2 protein-coding genes are annotated in these 881 nt (G+C 64.6%); both read right to left on the reverse strand.

The annotated features are described in order from the left end of the window. Nucleotides 1-224: transposase (locus MKK75_RS00850; RefSeq protein WP_244040745.1), on the reverse strand; the 224-nt coding region annotated here is incomplete at its 3' end. A 103-nt stretch (nucleotides 225-327) separates the two neighbouring features. Further along, nucleotides 328-492, reverse strand: coding sequence for a hypothetical protein (locus MKK75_RS00855; protein ID WP_244040744.1), 165 nt, complete (start codon nucleotides 490-492; stop codon nucleotides 328-330). Nucleotides 493-881: the final 389 nt, after the last annotated feature.

Below are 881 nucleotides of genomic sequence, written 5' to 3' on the forward strand. Positions count from 1 at the left end.
GCCACAAGCCGCCGCAAGCCAGCGCTCTCACGCTCAAGATCGTTCGTCTTCCTGGCCTGATCGAGCTTCAGACCACCGCATTCCGTGCGCCAGCGGTAGTAACTCTGCCCGGAGATCTCCGCCTCCCTGCCTGCAAGGGCCCAACTCTTGCCCTGGGCGGTCTGCACCGCGATCTGGCGCCGCTCGAGCACGACCTGCTCCGCGTTCGTCTGACCGCGCCGCAGGTCCAAAGCCGGCCGGTCAGGCCACGGGTTCGTCAGCGTTCCTTGTGCTGCGTGCTGTGCGAGCGGTTCAGACTGTGTCGGACCTTGCTCGAAGCGATCGTCCTCAGCGCTCGCGCCGGGCCAGCTCCTGGCGCACCTGCTCTTTTACGGCATCGCGCACGGCTGGGCTCTGAAGCTTACGTCGAAGACTTTCTTTCGTGTGCCCTTCGAATGCCCGCTCCGCCTGCCAGCGCCGCCGTGTCATCCCAAGGATGGATTGCATCAGCATCCTAAACTCCCGCTCAAGGGCTGCTACCGCACCACAAAGCGACAGACCAGAACCGAGGGACGGCACGACGCCAGGAGGCGGCTGGTTTATTCTACGGCACCTCTGCGCCGGCCCGTATTGTGTATCCCTCGACCAAACCAACGCGGTGGGACGCCGCCCCAAGCGCCCAGCGCCAGACGGACGAACAATGTCGGCTGTCGGGAAACCCCGACGGTGGTCCGCATGGCTGAACTGGGTCGATGAGAGGCAGTCTGCTTTTCCAGCACACCTTCTCCGAAGTGGACAGGCCGCTCTCGGCCAGACTGCGTCATGCCGAATTGCCAATGGGCGCAAAACCGGCTGTTCGGCTTGGCGCCCATCTCGGCCGTTCCAGTCACCGGGCGCCGCTT

This window comes from Methylobacterium sp. J-030, assembly GCF_022829545.1.
Classification (GTDB): Bacteria; Pseudomonadota; Alphaproteobacteria; order Rhizobiales; family Beijerinckiaceae; genus Methylobacterium.

Bases quoted from the DNA above. Each gene is read 5' to 3' on its own strand.
- MKK75_RS00855 (WP_244040744.1), bottom strand. From the start codon at position 492: ATGCTGATGCAATCCATCCTTGGGATGACACGGCGGCGCTGGCAGGCG.